The 16,843-nt window shown below is 69.4% G+C and carries 14 protein-coding genes and 2 pseudogenes; 10 read left to right on the plus strand and 6 right to left on the minus strand.

What is annotated here, in order from left to right:
- Nucleotides 1-23 precede the first annotated feature (23 nt).
- From ACW18B_RS04130 to dapB, 5 genes and pseudogenes are all read right to left on the minus strand, one after another.
- A pseudogene (locus tag ACW18B_RS04130) lies at nt 24-96 on the minus strand (hypothetical protein); the annotation flags it as partial.
- 37 nt (nt 97-133) lie between these two features.
- Nucleotides 134-490: a YdbL family probable chaperone protein gene (locus tag ACW18B_RS04135; RefSeq protein ID WP_492049788.1), complete on the minus strand. Its 357-nt coding sequence runs from the start codon at nt 488-490 to the stop codon at nt 134-136.
- Nucleotides 491-504: 14 nt separating this feature from the next.
- The gene (locus ACW18B_RS04140; protein WP_492049789.1) at nt 505-684 is read right to left on the minus strand and encodes a YnbE family lipoprotein; all 180 of its coding nucleotides are present in this window, start codon (nt 682-684) and stop codon (nt 505-507) included.
- 32 nt (nt 685-716) lie between these two features.
- Entirely contained in the window at nt 717-3,998 is a 3,282-nt protein-coding gene (locus ACW18B_RS04145) for an intermembrane phospholipid transport protein YdbH family protein (RefSeq protein WP_492049791.1), read from the minus strand.
- Between the two features lie 43 nt (nt 3,999-4,041).
- The gene (gene dapB / locus ACW18B_RS04150; RefSeq protein ID WP_492049792.1) at nt 4,042-4,845 is read right to left on the minus strand and encodes a 4-hydroxy-tetrahydrodipicolinate reductase; all 804 of its coding nucleotides are present in this window, start codon (nt 4,843-4,845) and stop codon (nt 4,042-4,044) included.
- 247 nt (nt 4,846-5,092) lie between these two features.
- Here dapB and ACW18B_RS04155 point away from each other — a divergent pair, with 247 nt between their 5' ends.
- From ACW18B_RS04155 to ACW18B_RS04200, 10 genes and pseudogenes are all read left to right on the plus strand, one after another.
- Complete coding sequence (locus ACW18B_RS04155; protein ID WP_492049793.1) at nt 5,093-7,372, plus strand: NADP-dependent malic enzyme; 2,280 nt, start codon at nt 5,093-5,095, stop codon at nt 7,370-7,372.
- A gap of 837 nt (nt 7,373-8,209) precedes the next feature.
- Nucleotides 8,210-9,640, plus strand: coding sequence for a sensor histidine kinase (locus ACW18B_RS04160; protein WP_492049795.1), 1,431 nt, complete (start codon nt 8,210-8,212; stop codon nt 9,638-9,640).
- Nucleotides 9,641-9,763: 123 nt separating this feature from the next.
- Nucleotides 9,764-10,675 (plus strand): MBL fold metallo-hydrolase, encoded by a 912-nt coding sequence (locus tag ACW18B_RS04165; protein ID WP_492049797.1) that lies wholly within the window; start codon nt 9,764-9,766, stop codon nt 10,673-10,675.
- An 86-nt stretch (nt 10,676-10,761) separates the two neighbouring features.
- Nucleotides 10,762-11,403, plus strand: a complete 642-nt coding sequence (locus ACW18B_RS04170) for a phosphoribosylanthranilate isomerase (RefSeq protein ID WP_492049798.1) — start codon at nt 10,762-10,764, stop codon at nt 11,401-11,403.
- Between the two features lie 25 nt (nt 11,404-11,428).
- Nucleotides 11,429-12,664: a tryptophan synthase subunit beta gene (gene trpB / locus ACW18B_RS04175; protein WP_492049800.1), complete on the plus strand. Its 1,236-nt coding sequence runs from the start codon at nt 11,429-11,431 to the stop codon at nt 12,662-12,664.
- 12 nt (nt 12,665-12,676) lie between these two features.
- A complete protein-coding gene (gene trpA / locus ACW18B_RS04180; protein ID WP_492049802.1) occupies nt 12,677-13,513 on the plus strand; it encodes a tryptophan synthase subunit alpha in 837 nt (278 codons plus the stop codon).
- Nucleotides 13,514-13,517: 4 nt separating this feature from the next.
- Entirely contained in the window at nt 13,518-14,450 is a 933-nt protein-coding gene (locus tag ACW18B_RS04185; protein ID WP_492049803.1) for an acetyl-CoA carboxylase carboxyltransferase subunit beta, read from the plus strand.
- A gap of 11 nt (nt 14,451-14,461) precedes the next feature.
- Nucleotides 14,462-14,601 (plus strand): annotated as a pseudogene (locus tag ACW18B_RS04190) (hypothetical protein); the annotation flags it as partial.
- A 9-nt stretch (nt 14,602-14,610) separates the two neighbouring features.
- Nucleotides 14,611-15,924 (plus strand): bifunctional folylpolyglutamate synthase/dihydrofolate synthase, encoded by a 1,314-nt coding sequence (locus ACW18B_RS04195; protein WP_492049805.1) that lies wholly within the window; start codon nt 14,611-14,613, stop codon nt 15,922-15,924.
- Between the two features lie 265 nt (nt 15,925-16,189).
- Entirely contained in the window at nt 16,190-16,300 is a 111-nt protein-coding gene (locus ACW18B_RS04200) for a hypothetical protein (protein ID WP_012288846.1), read from the plus strand.
- A gap of 85 nt (nt 16,301-16,385) precedes the next feature.
- On the opposite strand, the gene trxA is transcribed toward ACW18B_RS04200, so the two are convergent.
- Entirely contained in the window at nt 16,386-16,721 is a 336-nt protein-coding gene (gene trxA, locus ACW18B_RS04205; RefSeq protein ID WP_492049807.1) for a thioredoxin, read from the minus strand.
- Between the last annotated feature and the right edge of the window lie 122 nt (nt 16,722-16,843).

A 16,843-nucleotide genomic window follows, 5' to 3' on the forward strand; every position in this document is an offset into this window, starting at 1 on the left:
CGGTTCCAGTGTCGGCGGACTCGCCCCCTCCGCGCTTCGCGCTCCTCCCCCGGAGGGGGAAGATGGGTTCATCCGCCCCCTATGGGGGCGGACGGCTGCGCAGCAGCCCGGTGGGGGCGAGTCGCCGAAAGCCCTACTTCTTCATCCAGCCGCCGTCGAGCGGCTTCCAGTACTGGCCCGGCGGCATGCGGCTGTAGAGCTGCTTGGCGGTGGCCTGACCGGCCGCCTGGGCGGTGACGCCGGTCTTGGCGGCGATGTCCTGATAGGCGGCGGCGCGGCCGGTGTTGATCTCGGTCACGGCGGCGCGCAGGGCGGCGTCTCCGCCGGCCACGATCCCCAGATAGCCGTCGGCCTGTTCGCCGACCGTGCCTTGAACCTTGGCCGTGTCGACCGCGGCCTTGGCGGCGGCGGATTGAGCCAGGGCGGCGCCCCCGCCGGCGGCGGCGAGCGACAGGCCCATGGCGAGAACCGTCAGTGTCTTGCGCATCATGTCGGTTCCTTTCCTTAGAAGAGGTTGGGGTTTTGCTGGATCAGCGACTGGACTTCCTTGTCCAGCCGCACCCGGACGTCGGCGTCCAGCTTGGCGTAGATATTGATCGGATCGACCTTGACGCGGATCGTCGGCGTACAGGCGCCGAGGGCTCCCGCCGCCATCAGGGTCATCAGCAGGGCGCGTGTTTTCATGCGTCTCTCCAGTTCGGATAAATCTTGGCCGGTCACGGCTGAACCGGGGCTGAACGCGCCGCACTGTCGTTTCCGCCCGAAGCCGGCTCGCTCGAAACGGGCTCGCCCTTATAGGCGCGGCGCCAGGCTTCCAGAAGCTCGTCGAAGTTCAGCGACGTGTCGAGGGTCAGGTTGACGGGCGTCTTGGCCGGCAGGGCGATGCGCTTGTTAAACGCCGTGCCGCGCAAAAGGTCCATCAGGCCGATCTTGGCCTTTTCGGCGACCTTGGGATCATGCTCGCCCTTGATGTGGAACAGGATGGCCAGGCGGCCCTGGTCGGTGCTGTTGACCCCGGCCTCCAGAGTGTCGAACGCCAGGTTCTCCATGGCCTGATAGGCGAAGTCCTGGATGGCGTTGACCGGCGCCGCTGGCGCGCCGGGCGCCGACGCCTCGCCGGTCTGAACGCCGCTCAGGGCCGCGCGGGCGATCGACAGGTGGCCCGGCTGGATGGCCCCGATATGGCCGTCGAGGAACCGGAAGCCCTTGGGGCCATATTCGAACGGCAGCCGACCGTCGACCACGGCGTCCAGCTGCACCTTTTCGACCAGGGACGAGGCGGCGATCAGTTCGCCCAGATCCAGATGCTCGATGACGATGACGCCCCGGATCGGCTTTTCGGAGTCCAGAGGCACGTCGATCGGCTCGATCGACACCCGGCCCTTGGCGGCCTCGAAGACGGCCGAGGCGATGTGCAGGGACTCCGCCCCCAGGCGGAAGGCGGTGGCGAAGCCCTCCAGCGGCACGATCGAGTCGATGCGGCTGATCTTCAGGGTCTGGCCGGGGGCGCTGACCAGCGGGGTCAGGCTGGTGAAGTCGATGGTTCCGTCCAGGGTGGCGACGAAGCCGACGGGGCTGGTGAAATCGATGCCGCCGGCGGCCAGCTGGCCCCGGCTGGTCATGCCGTCGGCGTCCCAGACAAACAGGCCCGTAAAGCTGGCCGGACCCGAGGCCTGGGTGGCCCAGGCCGCCATCGGCGACAGGTCGCCCGGCTGCAGGCCGTCCTTGGCGAAGGCCAGTTTCGAGGCGTCGATCTCGGCCCGGCCCCGGGCCTGGGCGACGTCGTGGCGCAGGACGATATGGCCTAGCGGCTGACCAACAGGGGTGGCGGCGTCGATCGTCCCGCGCCAGATCCCGCCCGCCAGGCCCACGCGGCCCGTGGCCTGGATCGGATTGAAACGGCGGCTCTGCGCGGCGTCGCGCAGCACGCCCTGCTCCAGCCGCACCTCGGCCAGGCGCGGCGCTCCTGTGCCGCTGGCGCTCAGGCTGCCCGCGCCATCGGCGATTTCCGCCTCCGCCTCGTCGAGCGAGACGGTCAGGTCGCGGAACCGGGCCGAGGCCGTCCAGGCCCCGTCATCCATGGTCAGCAGGGGGGCGGTCCCGGGGCACAGGGTCAATTTCGGCGCCGACAGCGGGGTCTCGCCCACCAGCAGCCGGGCGGCCGACAGGGGTTGGCAGCCGCCCAGGGCGAAGCTGAAGCGCGGGCCGGCCAGCCGGGCCTGGCCCTCGATCTGGCCCGCCACGCCCTCCAGCGGCGCGATGTCGATATGGTCGCCGGCGATGGCGAGGCGGGCGGTCAAGACCCCGTCGGCCAGGCGCCAGTCGGGCGCCGCGAGCCGCAGATTGGGCAGGCCGCCGCCGCCGAGGGCCGCCGTCAGCCGGCCCCGCGCCTGCCCGCCATGGGTTTGGGGGCCGGCGGCGTCGAGCAGCGGGCCGCCGGTCGCGGCGATCTGGGCTTTGACCCCGTTGGCGGCGGTCAGGGTGATCGGGCGGGGCAGGGCCAGCGCGGTGCGGCCGCCGCTTAGGGTCAGGTCGAAGGCCGGGGCGCTCAGGTCGAAGGTCTGCAGGGCCGAGGCGGCGACGCGGGCGTTGGCGGGATCGGTCAGCAGGCCGGCCATCCGCTCGGCGTCGGGCCCCGACACGCCGCTGTCGGCCCCGGCCGAGCCGCTGAGGGTCAGGTCGGGACGCGCCAGGGGCCCGGCCAGCCGCCCTTCGGCCCGGGCCGCCAGGCTGGTCAGGGCCAGGCCGCCGCTGGCCAGGCGTCCCGCGCCCAGCTGCACGGCGATCGGGCCGCTGGCGACCGTTTCGGTCTTGTCGGTCGACAGCGTCAGGCCGGCGGTCTGGATCCGCGCCGAAATCTCACGCACCGCGACGCCGCCGGTCAGGGCCCGTGCGGCCTCGGCCGAGACATGGCCGCCGGCCAGGATCTGGCTGCGCTCGCCCTGCCGGGATGCCGTGAGCCTGGTCAGATCCAGATCCAGGGCGACGTCGCGGGCGTTGAGGCTGGGCCCTTCCACCTGATCGCCCTTGGCATGGCCGGTTGCGTGACCCTCGAAGCGCCCCGCGGTGAGGGTTCCGTCCAGCCGGCCCAGGAGGGCCAGGTTGACCGTCGCGTCGCTGGCCTGGGTGTCGCCCAGGCGGATCGCGCTGGCCTCGACATGGGTCTGCGCCTCGGCCGGGCCATCGGCCGACAGCCGCACCAGGTCGGGATAGGTGATCTCGGCGTCGATCTGGCCCTGGGCGTCGTCAAGCTCGACCGTTTCGGCCACCAGGGCTTCCAGGTCGAACCGCGCCTGCAGGTTCAGGCGGTCGCCGCGCTTGCGGACGGTCAGCAGGGCGCCGCGCGCCTCGATCACCAGGTCCTGGACCGCGTAGCGCATCTGCCCCAGCCGGCCGTCGAAGCGCAGCAGCTTGCCGTCGTCGAGACTGGCGTCGCCGGTGATGCGGGCCAGGCCGCCGGGGGTGCGCAGGTCCAGGCGGGCGTTCTCGACCAGGATGGCCGGACCCCCGCCCGTCGTCTTGCTCGGCCCCTGGGTCATCTCGTCGATCAGGGCCTGCAGCGGCCCGAAATCCAGACCCTTGTCGGTCAGGCTGGCCTTCAGTCGAGGCCGCACCAGCCGCACGGCGCGGGTGTTGATGGCGAACGGGCCGCCGGCTTTCGACCAGGGGGTGGTGAGGTCATAGGCCACCTCGATGCGGTCGGCGGCGAAGGTCGGATCGCCCTGGGGGCCCACCCGGATGGCGCCGGAAAAGCCGCTGGCGTCCAGGTCGTCCACCGTGACCACGGCGTCGACGCCATGCTGTCGCAGCCAGCCTTCCGCCAGTTCGCGGCTGATCTCGCGGCGGCCCGCATAGGCCAGCAGGCCCAGGGCGATGACGCTGAGCATCGACAGCGACGCCGCCTCCAGGCCGATCGCGACCAGCACGTCGCGACGCCGGCCCGCGGGACGGGCGCGGTCAGGCGATGGGGAAACGGGATCGGGCGTCGGGTCGGCCATCGGGTCCTAAGTCTGGTTCCAAGCCCCCCGGCTTTTCCAAAGTCTAGTTCGGCGGGCCCGGTCGGCGAAAGCCCAGAACGTCCTGCATGTCATACAGATCCGCCGGCCGCCCCCGCACCCAGACGGCGGCGGCGATGGCGCCGCGGGCGAACAGCCCCCGGTCGCGGGCCGAATGCGACAGGGTCAGGATCTCCTCCTCGCCGGCGAAGATCACGCTGTGCTCGCCGATCACCCCGCCGCCGCGCATCACCGAAAAGCCGATCGCGCCCTCGCGACGGGGCCCCGTGACGCCGTCGCGGGCCCGGTCCTCGACCTCGGCCAGCGCCACGCCGCGCCCTTCGGCGGCGGCCTGGCCCAGCATCAGGGCGGTGCCCGACGGCGCGTCGATCTTGCGGCGGTGGTGGCCCTCGAAGACCTCGATGTCCCAGTCGCGGGCCGGCAGGGCGGCGGCGGCCTGCTTGACCAGACCCAGCAGCATGTTGACGCCCAGGGCGTAGTTGCCCGAGCGGACGATGGCCACCTGCCGGGCGGCCGCGTCGATGCGGGCCAGCTGCCCGGCCGAAAAGCCGGTGGAGCCGATCACCAGGGCGGGCGCGCGCCCGGTCCGGGCCATCAGGTCCGCGCAGGCCTCCGCCAACAGCACCGAAGCCTCGGGCAGGGTGAAGTCGATGATCACGTCGGCGGCGGCCAGGGCGTCGTCGCGCGGCGCCAGGTCCTGGCCTGTCGCCTCGGGCCGGTCGAAGCGGGCCGCCAGCACCGCGCCGTCCTGGCCGTCCAGGGTCCTGGCCACGGCCTGGCCCATGCGGCCCAGGGCGCCGGCGATGGCGATCTTCACGGGTTGGCTCATGGCGATCTCCGGCCGGGCGACACGATCGCCTAGTCGCCCATTCTCCGTCGCCGGGTCAATGGAAGATCGTCTCGCCGGGGCCGGCCCAGCCTTCCGCAACGCCAAGCCCAACAGGCGTTTGCGAGACTTTTATCGTGTGTCGCATGTTGTGGGCGCCGAACGCCCCCGTTACGGTGAGCGCCATATAAGGGCGCGTCGCATTGTCCGGCTCGTCCCCTCAACTGCACGCAGGATGGAAGCCCCGGGTATGAGCGACTCCGAGAAGAAGACCTTCACCGACGAAGAAGCACTGAACTTCCACCGCTATCCGACCCCGGGCAAGATCGCCATCGTGCCCACAAAGCCGATGGCCACCCAGCGCGACCTCAGCCTGGCCTATTCGCCGGGCGTCGCCGTGCCCGTCCACGCCATCGCCGCCGATCCGGACATGGCCTACGAATATACCTCCAAGGGCAATCTGGTCGCCGTGATCTCCAACGGCACCGCCATTCTTGGTTTAGGTGATCTCGGCGCGCTGGCCTCGAAGCCGGTGATGGAAGGCAAGTCCGTCCTCTTCAAGCGCTTCGGCGACGTCGACAGCATCGACATCGAGATCACCTCCAAGGACGCCGACGAGATCATCACGGTGGTCAAGAATATCGGCGTCACCTTCGGCGGCATCAATCTGGAAGACATCAAGAGCCCCGAATGCTTCCGCATCGAGACCGAGCTGCAGGAGCTGCTCGACATCCCGGTGTTCCATGACGACCAGCACGGCACGGCGATCATCTGCGCCGCCGGCCTGATCAACGCCTGCCATATCACCGGCAAGAAGCTGGAAGACGTCAAGGTGGTGCTCAACGGCCCCGGCGCGGCCGGCATCGCCTCGATGGAGCTGATCAAGGCCATGGGCGTGCGGCCCGAAAACGTCATCGCCGTCGATTCCAAGGGCGTGCTCTATCGCGGCCGCACCGAGGGCATGAACCAGTGGAAGAGCGCCCACGCGGTCGACACGCCGCTGCGCACCCTGGCCGAGGCGGTCAAGGGGGCCGACGTGCTTCTTGGCCTCTCGGCGAAAGGCGCGTTCACGCCGGAGATGATCGCCTCGATGGCCCCCAATCCGGTGATCTTCGCCATGGCCAATCCCGATCCGGAGATCACGCCGGAGGAGGTCCACGCCGTGCGCAAGGACGCCATCATGGGCACCGGCCGCAGCGACTATCCCAACCAGGTCAACAACGTCCTGGGCTTCCCCTACATCTTCCGCGGCGCCCTGGACGTGCGGGCCCGCCGCGTCAATCACGAGATGAAGATCGCCTGCGCCAGCGCCCTGGCCATGCTGGCCCGCGAGGACGTGCCCGACGAGGTCGCCGCCGCCTATCATGGCCGCCAGCTGAAGTTCGGCCCGCAATACATCATCCCGTCGGCCTTCGATCCGCGGCTGATCTGGTACGTGCCGCCCTTCGTCGCCCAGGCGGCGATGGACACCGGCGTGGCCCGCAAGCCGATCGAGGACATGGACGCCTATCGCGCCAGCCTGGCCCAGCGCCTGGATCCCACCGCCGGCTTCCTGCAGAAGATCAGCGGCGCCGTGCTGGCCAATCCCAAGACCATCGTCTTCGCCGAGGGCGAGGATCCCAGTGTCATCCGCGCCGCCTACGCCTTCCAGACCGGCGGCTTTGGCAAGGCCATCCTGTGCGGGCGCGAAAACCTGGTGCACGAGAACATGCGCGTGGTGGGGCTGGAGCCTGACGCCGCGGGCCTGGAAATCATCAACGCCCGGCTGTCGGACCGCAATCCCGACTATGTCGACGCCCTCTACAAGCGCCTGCAGCGCAACGGCTATCTGAAGCGCGACATCCAGCGGCTGATCAACCAGGACCGCAACAGCTTCGCCGCCTCGATGGTCACCCATGGCGAGGCCGACGGCATGGTCACCGGCGTCACCCGCAGCTTCGACCAGGCCCTTGAAGACGTGCTGCGCGTGGTCGATCCCGCCCCCGGCGGCCGGATCATGGGCATGTCGGTGGTGCTGGCCAAGGGCCGGACGATCTTCGTGGCCGACACCAATGTCACCGAGCTGCCCGAGGCCGAGGAACTGGTCGAGATCGCCTGCGAAGCGGCCCGCGCCGTCACCCGCCTGGGCTTCAAGCCGCGCGTCGCCTTCATGAGCTATTCCACCTTCGGCAACCCGATGGGCCTGCGCTCGGAAAAGGTGCGCGAGGCCGTCGCCATGCTCGACGAGATGGAGGTCGACTTCGAATATGAGGGCGAAATGCCGCCCGAACTGGCGCTCGACCCCGAAAAGCGCGCCAACTACCCGTTCATGCGCCTGACCGACAGCGCCAACATCCTGGTCATGCCGGCCATCCACGCCGCCTCGATCTCGACCAAGCTGGTGCAGAGCCTGGGCGGGGCGACGGTGATCGGGCCGGTGCTGCTGGGCTTGAGCAAGTCGGTGCAGATCACGCCGCTGAGCGCGTCGGTGTCGCGGATTTTGAACATGGCGATGATGGCGGCTTACGACGCGCAGGTGGAGGCGGAGTAGGGGGCTCGCCTGTCCTTCTCCCCTTGCGGGAGAAGGTGGCCCGCGGCAGCGGGTCGGATGAGGGGTTGAAAGGACGGGGCCGCCTGGCGGCGGAACGGCTGGGTGAGGCGGTAAGGGCGATCGACCCCTCACCCGGCCCTTCGGGCCACCCTCTCCCGCAAGGGGAGAGGGAACGGATCATGGGGATAGCGCGCAGTTTATCCCCGTCGTTTCCGATCCATAATCCAGTCTTTTCAACGCCCTATAAAATAATCGAGCGCGCCAATCCTCGGCGTTCAAACCGCCCGCATAATCAATCTCACCTGACAGCACGGGAAGGGCGCACGTACGGCGACCGTTGCGACTGGCAGGGGTGGTCGAACGGGTAGCGCCCGTTGGCCGTCGTCGAAGGCCCGGCGGGGTCTGGCTGAGCGTGGACACCCCTCGAGGACCGTCCCGTGTTGAGGCCAGGCCCAGACCGCCGGGAACTCCCCTCGCCGACGACGGATGACGCGCAACAGGCATGGGCTGAAATCGCCCATGCGGTCTGGACGGGGTCGCTAACCCCTCCACCCGTCGGGGGCCTAGCTACCGGAGCGGGTTAAAACCCCGCCAATCCCGGCGATGCTCCCGAATAACGGCTGCGCGGAGCGTTCGTCTTCGTCGAAACGGTACTTAAAAACACTCTCATCCGGGCGAGGCCCGGACGCTCCGCAGCCCTTCCCATCCCTTCAGCGGGTTTCCGCGTGAGGCGGCTGACACTTGCCCGATGACTTGCGGGCCCGGCGCCGCTAGCTTGGGGCGGAGCCAAGGAGACCCGCAGCCCATGAGCGCGCGACCCCCGGTCCGGAGCCGGGCATGACGGACGAGGCGATGTTCCTCTCGGCCTCGCCCAGCGTGGCCGTCGCCTTGCGCCATGCGCCTCTGGGCATCGCCATTTTCGATCGCCAGATGCGCTATCTGGCCGCCTCGCGGCAGTATCTGACCGATCAGGGCCTGCCGGCCGACCTGCCGCTGGTGGGCCGGCAGCACTACGAGGTGTTCCCCGAGATCCCGCAATACTGGCGCGACTGCCACGCCCGGGTGCTGGATGAGGGCGTCGAGCTGCGCGGCGACGAGGGCGAACGCTATGTCGACCGTCATGGCCGGGTGGAATGGATCCGCTGGTCGATGGCCCCCTGGCGCGTCGAGGACGGTTCGGTGGGCGGGCTGGTGCTCTATACCGAGGTGGTCACGGCCGGGGTCGAGGCGCGGCTGCGGCTGGAGGCGGCCGAGGCCCGCTATCGCGCTGTCTTCGACCAGGCGGCCATGGGCGTGGCGCGGGTGTCGCTGGAAGGTCGCCTGATCGAGGTCAATGACAGCTTCTGCGCCATTTTCGGCCGCGACCGCGCGGCCCTGCTGGACGTCGGGATGCAGGATCTGGTGCGTCTGGACGACGCCGAGGGCGACCGGGCGCGGGCTCGGGCCCTGCTGGCGGGCGAGCTGGACACCTTTTGGGCCGAGCTGCGCCTGGTCGGCCAGGGTGAGGCGCCGACCTGGCTGCACCTGACCGCCTCGGTGGTGCGACCCCGCAACCCCGACGGCGACGCGCCGCCGGGCTATGTGGTGCTGATCGTCTCCGACATCACCGAGCGCAAGCGGGCCGAGTCCGAGCAGCAGCATTATCAGGGCCAGCTGCGGCTGCTGATCAATGAGCTGAACCACCGGGTCAAGAACACCCTGGCCACCGTGCAGTCGATGGCCGCCCAGACCCTGAAGACCGAGCCCGACCCGGTGACGGCTTTCGAGAAGTTCGAGGCGCGGCTGATGGGCCTGTCGCAGGTGCATGACGTGCTGACCCGCGAGAGCTGGCACGGGGCGGGTCTGGTCGATGTCGCCGAGCGGGCCCTGGCGCCGTTCACCGAGGCGGGCGGCCGGATGCACATCGAGGGTCCGCCGGTCTGGCTGGCGCCGGGCGGCGCCCTGACCATGGCGCTGATCTTCCACGAACTGGCCACCAACGCCCTGAAATATGGCGCGCTGTCGACGGCCGACGGCCAGGTGACCCTGGGCTGGACCTATGACGCCCAGGCCCGGACCCTGGCCCTGACCTGGGCGGAGTCCGGCGGGCCGCCGGTGTCGCCGCCCACCCGTCGCGGCTTCGGCTCGCGCCTGATCGAGCGCAGCCTGCGCGGCGAGTTGAAGGGCGCGGCGACCATGGACTATCGGCCCGAAGGCCTGGTCTGCGCGATGCAGGCCATTCTGTCGGATCCGGTGGCGCCGCTGACGCCAGGCGTTTCGCCCCGTTAGGACCTCGCGGTCGCAGGTTTCAAGCCCTCGCACGGGCCAGGCGTCAGGCTGAGGGTCTGAGGGGGTCATTGCCTCACGGGAGTGGCGCACTACCTTAGGCGCCGCTGTTCAGGAGAACTCGCCATGTCATCCAAACGCCTTGCCGCCGCCCTGCTGGTCGCCACCGCCCTGGCCGCTGTCCATCCCGCCGCCGCCCAGTCGCCGGTCGCCGTCGCCCCGGAAGCCTCGGGCTTCAAGCTGGGCGCCTTCACCGTCACCGCCCTGCGCGACGCCGCCATCGACGTGCCCAACAACGGCAAGGTGTTCGCCCTCAACGCCTCGCCCGAGGCGGTGACGCAGGTGCTGACCCGGGCCGGCGCGCCCGGCGATCCGATCCGCCTGGCCGCCGACGGCCTGCTGGTCAGGACGCCTGATCACCTGGCGCTGTTCGACACCGGCCTGGGCCCGATGGCCCAGGGCGTGCTGATCAAGAGCCTGGCCCTCGCCGGCGCCACGCCGGACCAGGTCACCGACGTGCTGATCACCCACGGCCATTTCGACCATGTCGGCGGCCTGCTGGACGCCGACGGCCACCCGGCCTTCCCCAAGGCGACGATCCGGATGTCGGGGGCCGAATGGGCCTCGCTGCGGGGCCAGGAGTCGATGAAGGCCCTGGTCGCGGCCATCGCGCCCCAGATCAAGACCTTCGAGCCCGACACGACCGTGTTCCCGGGCGTCAGGGCGATCGCCATCAAGGGCCATACGCCCGGTCACGTCGGCTATGAGATCAGCTCGCAGGGCCACAGCCTGCTGGACATCGGCGACACCGCCCACAGCTCCATCATCTCCCTGGCCCGGCCTGACTGGGTGATCCAGTTCGACGTCAATGCGCCGGTCGCCACCGCCAGCCGCGAGGCCCTGCTCAAGCAGGCCAGCGCCGATCACACCCTGATCTTCGCGCCGCACTTCCCGTTCCCGGGCTTTGGCCAGGTCCAGGCCGACGGCGCGGGCTATGACTGGAAGGCGGGCGTTCCCGTCGACGGCGCGCACGACTAGGGCGATCCGGCGCGGGCCCTCTTGCCTCTGGCCCGCCCGCGCCGTACCTCCCGGGTCATGAGCTCGCCCTCCAGGACCCGCGCCCAATGACCCGCGCCAAGATCTGCGGCCTGTCGACGCCCGAGGCGGTGACCGCCGCCGTCGACGGCGGCGCGGCCTATCTGGGCTTCGTGTTCTTCGAAAAAAGCCCGCGCAACCTGACGCCCGAGGCCGCCGCCCGCCTGGTGGCCCCGGTGCGCGGCGGGCCAGTGAAGACCGTGGCCGTCACCGTTGATCCCGACGACGCTTTGATCGACCGGCTGATGGCGACGATGAAGCCCGACCTCATCCAGGTCCACGGCCGGGAAACCCCCGCCCGGGTGGGCCAGATCGCCGCCCGCGCCGGCGTCGGGGTGATCAAGGCCTTCTCGGTGTCGTCGGCCTCGGATGTCGATCAGGCCCGGGCCTTCGAGACCGTCGCCGAGCAGTTCCTGTTCGACGCCCGTCCTGTTGAGGGCGCGGTCCTGCCGGGCGGAACCGGGGCCCGGTTCGACTGGACCCTGCTGGACGGCCGCCGTTTTTCCCGCCCGCATTTCCTGGCCGGCGGCCTGGATCCCTGGAACGTGGCCGAGGCCGTCGCGGCCTCCGGCGCGCCCCTGGTGGACGTTTCCTCTGGCGTGGAGCGCGGTCCCGGCCTAAAGGACCCCGCTCTGATCACGGCGTTTCTCGACGCCGTCAAACGCCTGTAGCGCAGCCCAGCCTTTGGATGATCTCGTGAACGCCCCTTCTCAGCCGTCTCCGGCAAAGCCTAACGACTATTCGGCCTATCCTGACGCGGAAGGCCGCTTCGGCGGCTTCGGCGGCCGCTATGTGGCCGAGACCCTGATGCCGCTGGTGCTGGACCTGGGCAAGGCCTACGCGGCCGCCAAGGCCGATCCGAAGTTCCAGGACGAGCTGAAGAGCTTCAACACCCACTATGCCGGCCGGCCCAGCCCGCTGTATTTCGCCGAGCGCCTGACCGAGCATTTCGGCGGGGCCAAGATCTATTTCAAGCGCGATGAGCTCAACCACACCGGCTCGCACAAGATCAACAACGCGCTCGGCCAGATCCTGCTGGCCATGCGCATGGGCAAGACCCGCATCATCGCCGAGACCGGCGCCGGCCAGCACGGCGTGGCCACCGCCACCGTCTGCGCCCGCTTCGGCCTGCCGTGCGTGGTCTATATGGGCGCCACCGACGTCGAACGTCAGAAGCCCAATGTGTTCCGCATGAACCTGCTGGGCGCCGAAGTGCGCCCGGTGACCTCGGGCACCGGCACCCTCAAGGACGCCATGAACGAGGCGATGCGCGATTGGGTCACCAACGTGCACGACACCTATTACCTGATCGGCACGGCGGCCGGCCCGCACCCCTATCCGGTGATGGTCCGCGACTTCCAGAGCGTGATCGGCATCGAGGCCCGCCAGCAGATCCTCGAGATGGAAGGCCGCCTGCCCGACGCCGTCGTGGCCTGCATCGGCGGCGGCTCCAACGCCATCGGCCTGTTCCATCCGTTCCTGGCCGACGAGGGCGTGCGGCTGATCGGCGTCGAGGCGGCCGGCCACGGCGTCTCCACCGACAAGCACGCCGCCTCGCTGACCGGCGGCCGTCCGGGCGTGCTGCACGGCAACCGCACCTACTTGCTTCAGGACGACGACGGCCAGATCATCGACGCCCACTCGATCTCGGCCGGCCTCGACTATCCGGGCATCGGCCCCGAGCACTCTTTCCTGCACGAGATCGGCCGCGCCGAATATGTCTCGACCACCGACGATGAGGCCCTGGCGGCCTTCCAGCTGTGCTCGACCCTGGAAGGCATCATCCCGGCCCTGGAGCCGGCCCACGCCCTGGCCCGGGTCGGCGAGATCGCCCAGGACCTGGGCAAGGGCAAGATCGTCGTGATGAATCTGTGCGGTCGGGGCGACAAGGACATCTTCACGGTGGCCGAGGCCCTCGGGCGCAAGATCTAGGACCTATCCAGCGTGACCAAAGACCGTATCGACCGTCGCTTCGCGGCGCTGAAGGCCGAAAACCGCGCCGGCTTCGTGACCTATGTCATGGCCGGGGATCCCGACGCCGCCACGACGCTGAGCGTGCTCAAGGGTCTGCCGGGCGCCGGCGCTGATTTGATCGAGCTGGGCTTTCCCTTCTCCGATCCGATGGCCGAAGGCCCGACCATCCAGCGCGCCGCCCAGCGCGGCCTGAAGTCCGGCATGACCCTGCAGGGCACGCTGGACCTGGTGGCCGCCTTCCGCGAGGACGACACCGACACCCCGGTCATCCTGATGGGCTATCTCAATCCGGTGCTGAACCGGGGCTTTGAAAGCTTCGCCGCCGCCGCCGCCAAGGCCGGCGTCGATGGCCTGATTATCGTCGACTGCCCACCCGAAGAAGCCGACCCGCTGTCGGACGCCCTGGAGGCCGAGCAGATCTCCCTGATCCGCCTGGCCGCCCCGACCACCGACGATGCGCGCCTGCCGATGGTGGTGCGCCGCACCTCGGGCTTCCTCTATTACGTCTCGGTGGCCGGCGTGACCGGCGTCAAGTCGGCCGACGCCGCCGATGTGGCGCCCGCCGTTGAACGACTTCGTAAGGCTTCGGGCCTACCCGTGGCGGTCGGCTTTGGCATCCGGACGCCCGACCAAGCCGCCGCCGTGGCCCGCGTGGCCGACGCCGCGGTGGTGGGCTCGGCGCTTGTGGATGAAATTGAATCGGCGGCCCAGTTGAACGAAAACGTGACCGAGAAGGTTCTTCTCAAGGCGTCTGATCTGGCCAAGGCTGTGCGATCGGCGCGAGTCGGGAACGAAGTGAGGCTCTAAGGCTATGGCTATGGCTGAACCCCAGGACCCGAAAAAGGGCGACAAATCAAAGGCCTCGGCTGAAGGCCGACGCGGCGGCGGCTGGCTGTCGCGCATCGCCCCCGGCGTGCGTGGCGCCTTCTCCAAGCGCGAGACGCCCGAGAACCTCTGGGTTAAATGCCCCGATACGGGCGAAATGATCTTCCGCTCCGACCTGGAAGCCGCCCTGTGGGTAACTCCAGCCGGACGCCATATGCGCATCGGGCCCGAGGCGCGGTTCAAGTTCACTTTTGACGACGCCGCCTATGAGGTCCTGCCCAGCCCGGCCGTGGCCGAGGACCCGCTGCATTTCTCCGACGGCAAGCCCTACAAGGATCGCCTCGCGGCGGCCCGCAAGGCGACCGGCGAGCAGGACGCCATGGCGATCGGTGTCGGCAAGGTCGGCGGCGCGGACGCCGTCGTGCTGGTTCAGGATTTCGCCTTCATGGGCGGCTCGCTGGGCATGGCCGCCGGCGAAGGCTTCATCGCCGCCGCCCGCGCCGCTCTGGAACGCCAGGTTCCGCTGATCGCCTTTACCGCCGCCGGCGGGGCCCGCATGCAGGAAGGCGCTTTGTCGCTGATGCAGATGGCCCGCACGACGCTGGCGATCAATGAACTTAAAGAGGCGGCGCTGCCCTATATCGTTGTCCTCACCGACCCGACCACCGGCGGTGTCACCGCCTCCTACGCCATGCTGGGCGACGTGCACCTGGCCGAGCCGGGCGCCCTGATCGGCTTCGCCGGCCCTCGCGTGATTGAGCAGACCATCCGCGAGACCCTGCCGCCGGGCTTCCAGCGTTCGGAATATCTGGTCGAAAAGGGCATGGTCGACCGCGTCACCCCCCGCAAGGACCTGCCCGCCGTGCTGGGCTCGATCCTGACCACCCTGATGATGGGGCGCAGCCGCAAGGCGGCTTAGGGACAGGTCTCATCCTCCCCCGTGAAACGGGGGAGGGGGACCGCCGAACGGCGGTGGAGGGGGCGTTCAGCCGCTTCGACATCGCCAAATGCCCCCTCCGTCACGCTGCGTATTCGCAGCGCGCCACCTCCCCCGCTTCGCAAGGGAGGATGAGGTTGAAATGACCGACCACCTCCGCGCCCATGACGTTGCCCTGGCCCGGCTGCAGGCCCTGCATCCCAAGCTGATCGACCTTTCGCTGGAGCGGATGTGGCGGCTGTGCGCCGCTCTGGACAATCCGCAGGACCGCCTGCCGCCGGTGATCCACGTGGCCGGCACCAACGGCAAGGGCTCGACGGTGGCCTATCTGCGGGCCATGGCCGAGGCGGCGGGGCTGAAGGTCCATGTCTTCACCTCGCCGCATCTGGTGCGGTTCGCCGAACGCATCCGTCTGGCCGGAACCCTGATCACCGACGACCATCTGGCCGACGTGCTGGATCGGGTCGAAAAGGCCAATGCCGGCCTGCCGATCACCTTTTTCGAGATCACGACGGCCGCCGCCCTGGCCGCTTTCGCCGAGGTTCCGGCCGATCTGTGCATCGTCGAGGTCGGGCTGGGCGGGGTGCTGGACGCCACCAATGTCGTCGCGCCCAAGGTCAGCGTGATCGCGCCCATCGATATCGACCACCGCGAGTTCCTGGGCGACACGATCGCGCAGATCGCCGTCGAGAAGGCCGGGATCATCAAGCCGGGCGCCCCCGTCGTCTCGGCCCGGCAACGGCCCGAGGCCGAGGACGTCATCGACACCGCCGCCGCCCTGGCCGGATCCGACTTGACCCTGATGGGCCGAGACTTCGACGCCTGGAACGAGCGCGGCCGCCTGCTGGTGCAGATGGACGACCGCCTGCTGGACCTGCCCGCGCCGTCCCTGCCGGGCGATCACCAGTTCGCAAACGCCGGCCTGGCGGTCGCGGCGCTGCTGGCCCTGAACGATCCGCGCATCGACGAGGCCGCCATCGCCGCCGGGATCGCCGGCGCCGTCTGGCCGGCGCGGTTCCAGCGGCTGACGGCGGGGCCGCTTGCCGAACAGGCCAAGGCCGCCGGCGCCGACCTGTGGCTCGATGGCGGACACAATCCTCACGCCGGTCAGGCCGTGGCCCGGGCGCTGGGCGACCTGGCGGCCCGCGACGGTCGGCCCGTGGCGCTGGTCGCGGGCCTGCTGGCCAACAAGGACGCCACCGGCTTTTTCACGCCGTTCGCGCCGCTGAAGGCCCAGGTGTTCACGGTCACTTTTGAGGGTCATGCGGCGGCTCCGGCCGCCCAGACCGCCGCCGCCGCAGAACTGGCGGGGCTGCGGGCCCATGCCTGCGACAGCGTTCAGGACGCCCTGACCAAGGCTCTGGCCACGTCGCCCACCCCGCACGTGCTGATCTGCGGCTCGCTCTATCTGGCCGGCGAGGTGCTGGCGATGAGCCCGGAAACCTGGCCGCGATAAGCGTTCGGCGATCTCGAATCCCGTCTTCCCGGCGAACGCCGGGATCCAGATCGAACCCAGAGCCCTGCGGACTGGGTGCAGACCCTGGGCGCATCATCCCCACCCGCTCAGGCTGAATCTGGGCCCCGGCCTTCGCCGGGGAAACGGAGACAAGGTAAGGGTCTAGGTGAAGAGCTCAGTGAAGCGTACACCTCCCGCACGCCGATAGGGCGGCTCGGCCCGCTGGACCTCCCGGCAGGCGCGCCCGTCCTGGCAGGAACCGCCGATGGCCAAGGGTCAGAAGAAGTCCAACAAGGAAGTCCGCAAACCGAAGGCCGACAAGAAAGCCGCGCCGGCTTCGGTCTCGCCGTTCATCGTCACCTCGGCCAAGAAGTAGGGCGCCAAGACGCAGGCCCGAAGCCAAACCGCCCACCCCGCGAAGGCGGGATGGGCGGCTGGATCTCAGTCTAAATTCGGAAGGCTCAGGCCGGCTGTTGAACGCCCGCCTCGGTCAGCCATTCCAGGATCTTTTGCTTGGGCATGGCGCCGACCTTCATCGAGGTCATCTGGCCGCCGCGGAACAGCATCATGGTCGGGATGCCGCGTACGCCGTAACGCGACGGCGTCGTGGGGCTGTCCTCGATATTGAGCTTGGCCACGGTGACGTGGTCGGCCAGTTCCTCGGAGATCTGTTCCAGGGCCGGGGCGATCTGCTTGCAGGGACCGCACCATTCGGCCCAGAAATCGACCAGCACGGCGCCATCGGCCTGCAGGACGTCGCGGTCGAAGGACTCGTCGGTCACGGTAACGGTGCTCATAGCGTCTGCTCCATCTGGGCGTCGTCCTCGATCCATGAGCGGGGCGGCGCGACAATAACAAAAGCCCGCGAGTCGTCGCGAGCGCTTGAAGAAGATGTAGGGGCGCGCTGGCCGCCCGGCAA

This window comes from Caulobacter sp. FV2ps19, from assembly GCF_058681035.1.